This is a genomic window from Microbacterium umsixpiens, assembly GCF_053543675.1.
The window spans coordinates 5,030-9,600 of sequence record NZ_JBLVOH010000111.1 but is presented as its reverse complement, the minus strand read 5'-3'; the positions used below and the strand labels follow the sequence as shown (position 1 = coordinate 9,600).

Below are 4,571 nucleotides of genomic sequence, written 5' to 3'. Positions count from 1 at the left end.
CGCCTGACCGGAATACTCACGGCGAGGTCGACCGGGCCCACAGGGAGCCCTCGGTACAATCGAACGGTTCACTTTCGGGAGGAATGCAATGCGGATCACGGGACTCGGCCACGCCGGGATGTTCATCGAGACCTTGGGCGGGAACATCATCTGCGACCCGGTCCTCGGGCCTTCTTTCTACGGATCCTGGTTCCCGTTCCCCGACAACCGAGGGCTCGACTGGGAGCGTTTCGGGCGTGAGGCCGACTTCCTCTGGATCTCGCACCGCCACCGCGACCACTTCGACCCGAAGCTGCTCGAGCGCTACATCCGCAAGGACATCGAGGTGCTTCTTCCGGAGTACCCGACCGATGACCTCGAGAAGGACATCCGGGCCCTCGGCTACACGAACATCACCTACGCGCCCGCCGGTCGGGTCATCGAGCGTGGTGAGCTCAAGATGATGATCACACCGCTGCGCGCGCCCAGCGACGGTCCGATCGGTGACTCCTCCCTGAGCGTCGACGACGGTACCGGCTCGGTGCTCAACCAGAACGACTCGCACCCGCTCGACCTCGAGAAGCTGCTCGATTTCGGGAAGCCCGACGCGTACTTCACCCAGGTCTCCGGTGCGATCTGGTGGCCCATGGTCTACGACCTGCCGCTGGATGCCAAGCAGAACTTCGCTCGGCTCAAGCGCGAGGCGCAGAACAAGCGGGCCATGTACTACATCGAGAAGGTCGACGCCCCGCACGTCTTCCCGATGGCCGGCCCGCCCATGTTCCTCCGCGACGACCTGTTCGACTTCAACGGGCTCGGCAAGAACGGCGAGTCTATCTTCACGGATCAGAAGCAGTTCCTCGCGCACATGAAGGAACTCGCGCCGCAGTACGACGGCCAGCTCTTCATCCCCGGCACCGTGGTCACGGTCGATGGGGGAGCAGTCACGAGTGAGCAGACCCTCTACACCGAGGCCGAGATCGCGCACATCTTCGATGAGAAGTGGGACTACCTCGAGGAGCAGCGCGCGAGCCGACAGCAGGAGATCCGCGATGAGGAGGCCTCTCGCGCCGAGATCATCCCGCCTGCGGAGATGCTCGAAGCCCTCAAGACGTGGTGGGAGCCGCTGCTGAAGAAGTCCCGCACGATCCGGCTCGGCGTCGGTGGCTGCGTGCGCTTCCGCATCGGCGAACTCGACATGGTCGTGGACTTCCCGCGCGCGAAGGTCCGCGAGTACGCGGGCGAAGAGTGCGTGTACTGGTACACCATCCCCGCCGATCTGGTGTCGACCAACATCGTCGACCACGAGATCGACTGGTCGAACTCGATCTTCCTCTCGATGCAGTTCTCCGTGGGCCGCAGCGGCAAGTTCAACGAGTTCCTGACCACGTTCCTCAAGTGCCTGTCGGTCGATCGCATCGAGTACGTCGAGAACTGGTACCAGGAGCAGACCGACCAGACCGAAGACACCGAGATCGGCGACTGGGTCGTTCAGCGTCGCTGCCCGCACCTGCGCGCAGACCTCACCCGCACCGGCACGGTCGACGAAGACGGCATCCTCACGTGCAGCATGCACGACTGGAAGTGGGATCTGAAGACCGGGCGCTGCCTTTCCACCGCCGGTCACGCGATCCGTTCGTCGAAGATCGACGACGTCACAGACCCGGTGCTGCAAGAGGCCAGCTGACCCTCGGGAGCCTCATCGCTCCGATACACTGGCATGACAAGCAACCTTTAACACCGTCCTGTGAGGCGGAGAAGGGAGCGGCCGATGAGCATGCGCACTGTGCTGCACGAAGCCGACATCTCACGAGCGCTGACCCGGATCGCGCACGAGATCCTCGAGTCCAATCGAGGCGCCGAGAACCTCGTCCTGCTGGGCATTCCGACCCGGGGCGTCACTCTCGCCCAGCGCCTCGGTCTGCTGATCAGCGAGATCGCACAGCAGTCCGTGCCGGTCGGATCGCTCGATGTCACGCTGTTCCGCGATGACCTCGCCAAGCACCCGACCCGTTCTCCGCAGCCGACCGAGATCCCGGTCGGCGGCATCGACGGCAAGACCGTCGTCCTCGTCGACGACGTGCTCTTCTCCGGTCGCAGCATCCGCGCCGCTCTCGACGCGATCCAGTCCATCGGACGCCCCGCCGTCGTGCGCCTCGCGATCCTCGTGGACCGTGGGCACCGTGAGCTTCCGATCCGGCCGGACTTCATCGGCAAGAACATCCCCTCCGCCCGCACCGAACGGGTCAACGTGCGCCTCCTCGAGAACGACGGGGCCGAGGAGGTGACGATCGGCGAATGAGACACCTCCTCGACACACGCACCCTCGACAGGACCACTGCCCTGCGCATCCTCGACGTCGCCGAAGACATGTCCGACACACAGTCGCGCGAGGTCAAGAAGCTCCCGACCCTGCGGGGCAAGACGGTCGTCAACCTCTTCTTCGAGGACTCGACGCGCACGCGCATTTCGTTCGAAGCCGCAGCCAAGCGACTCTCCGCCGATGTCATCAACTTCGCCGCGAAGGGCTCCAGCGTCTCGAAGGGCGAGAGCCTGAAGGACACCGCGCAGACGCTCGAGGCGATCGGCGCAGACGCGGTGGTGGTCCGTCACCCGGGCTCCGGTGCACCGCAGACCCTCGCGACCAGCGGGTGGATATCGGCGGGGGTGGTGAACGCCGGTGACGGCACCCATGAGCATCCGACCCAGGCTCTGCTCGACGCCTTCACCATCCGCAAGCGTCGGTTCGGCGCCGACAGCCGCGGCCAGGACCTGAGCGGAATGCGCGTCGTGATCGTGGGCGACGTCCTGCACTCACGGGTCGCCCGCTCGAACGTCTGGCTGCTCACCACGCTCGGTGCCGAAGTCACGCTGGTGGCTCCACCGACGCTGGTTCCCCAGAACGTCTCGCTCTGGCCGGTCCGCGTCGTGTACGACCTCGATCAGGCGCTGTCGGAGGAGCCGGACGCGGTGATGATGCTGCGCATCCAGCTCGAACGGATGAACGCCGCGTATTTCCCGACTGAGCGGGAGTATTCCCGACGCTGGGGCCTGGACGCACGGCGTGTGGCGGCTCTTCCGGGCGGTAGCATTGTGATGCACCCCGGACCCATGAACCGGGGACTGGAGATCTCTTCGGAAGCAGCCGATTCCCCCCGTTCGACGGTGCTGGAACAGGTCACGAACGGGGTTTCCGTCCGTATGGCGGTGCTGTACCTGCTGCTGGCAGGAGAACGAGACGACGAACGAGGGGGAGACCTGTGAACGAGACCCTCGTCATCACCGGTGCGCAGCTTCTCGGTGCCGAGAGCGCCGACATCATCATCGAGGACGGCCGGATCGCCGAGATCGGCAGCGGGTTGAGCCGCTCCGGCGCCCGCGTCGTCGACGCGGCGGGACTCGTCGCGCTGCCCGGACTCGTCGACCTGCACACGCATCTGCGCGAGCCGGGCTACGAAGCGTCCGAGACGATCCTCACCGGCACGAGGGCTGCGGCCGCCGGCGGCTTCACGGCCGTCTTCGCCATGCCCAACACCTCGCCGGTCGCCGACACCGCGGGTGTGGTCGAGCAGGAGCTCGCCCTCGGTGAAGCAGCCGGCTACGCCACCGTGCAGCCCATCGGCGCGGTCACCGTCGGCCAGAAGGGCGAGCGTCTCGCCGAGCTGGGCGCCATGGCGACCTCCCGCGCGCAGGTCCGCGTCTTCAGCGACGACGGCTTCTGCGTGTTCGACCCGCTGATCATGCGCCGTGCGCTGGAGTATGTGAAGTCCTTCGGGGGAGTCATCGCCCAACACGCGCAGGATCCCCGCCTCACCGAGGGCGCCCAGATGAACGAGGGCACGGTCTCGGCAGAGCTGGGCCTCGCAGGCTGGCCCGCCGTCGCCGAGGAGTCGATCATCGCCCGCGACGTGCTGCTCGCGGAGCATGTCGGCTCGCGCCTGCACGTGTGCCACCTCTCGACCGCGGGGTCGGTGGACATCATCCGCTGGGCCAAGAAGCGCGGCATCGATGTCACGGCCGAGGTCACCCCGCACCACCTGCTGCTGACCGACGAGCTGGTGCGCGGATACGACGCGCGGTACAAGGTCAACCCGCCGCTGCGCCGGGAAGAGGATGTGCTCGCCGTGCGCGAGGGCCTCGCCGACGGCACCATCGACATCGTGGCCACCGACCACGCCCCGCACCCGAGCGAGCACAAGGCGTGCGAGTGGCAGGCTGCCGCGAACGGCATGGTGGGCCTCGAGAGCGCGCTGCGCGTCGTGCACCAGTCGATGGTGCAGACCGGGCTGCTGGAGTGGTCCGATGTCGCACGGGTGATGAGTGCGACGCCGGCGCGTATCGGCAGCCTCGCCGGTCACGGCACTCCGCTCGAGGTCGGTCAGCCGGCGCAGATCACGCTCTACGACGCCTCCGTCGACGGCGTCTTCACCGAAGCGGATCTGCACGGCCGCAGTGTGAACTCGCCGTACCTCGGCAGGGCTCTTCCCGGACGGGTCGAGTACACGATCCACGGGGGCGTCCTCACGGTCGACGGCGGCAGCGTCGTCGAGGAGCTCGGCGCATGAGCGCTCGGGATCTCGCCGTCGCGATCA

4 protein-coding genes are annotated in these 4,571 nt (G+C 66.7%); all 4 read left to right on the top strand.

Features of this window, described 5'->3' with window-relative positions:
- Positions 1-88: 88 nt before the first annotated feature.
- The 4 genes from ACNPM4_RS11115 to ACNPM4_RS11100 all read left to right on the top strand — a co-directional run bounded on the left by ACNPM4_RS11115 (position 89) and on the right by ACNPM4_RS11100 (position 4,544).
- The gene (locus tag ACNPM4_RS11115) at positions 89-1,666 is read left to right on the top strand and encodes a Rieske 2Fe-2S domain-containing protein (protein ID WP_105709954.1); all 1,578 of its coding nucleotides are present in this window, start codon (positions 89-91) and stop codon (positions 1,664-1,666) included.
- 84 nt (positions 1,667-1,750) lie between these two features.
- Positions 1,751-2,281, top strand: a complete 531-nt coding sequence (pyrR, locus tag ACNPM4_RS11110; RefSeq protein WP_448985743.1) for a bifunctional pyr operon transcriptional regulator/uracil phosphoribosyltransferase PyrR — start codon at positions 1,751-1,753, stop codon at positions 2,279-2,281.
- The gene (locus ACNPM4_RS11105; protein ID WP_448985742.1) at positions 2,278-3,243 is read left to right on the top strand and encodes an aspartate carbamoyltransferase catalytic subunit; all 966 of its coding nucleotides are present in this window, start codon (positions 2,278-2,280) and stop codon (positions 3,241-3,243) included. Before pyrR ends, ACNPM4_RS11105 begins: the two co-directional genes overlap by 4 nt.
- Positions 3,240-4,544, top strand: a complete 1,305-nt coding sequence (locus tag ACNPM4_RS11100; RefSeq protein WP_400858534.1) for a dihydroorotase — start codon at positions 3,240-3,242, stop codon at positions 4,542-4,544. The genes ACNPM4_RS11105 and ACNPM4_RS11100 overlap by 4 nt, the downstream gene beginning before the upstream one ends.
- Positions 4,545-4,571 lie beyond the last annotated feature (27 nt).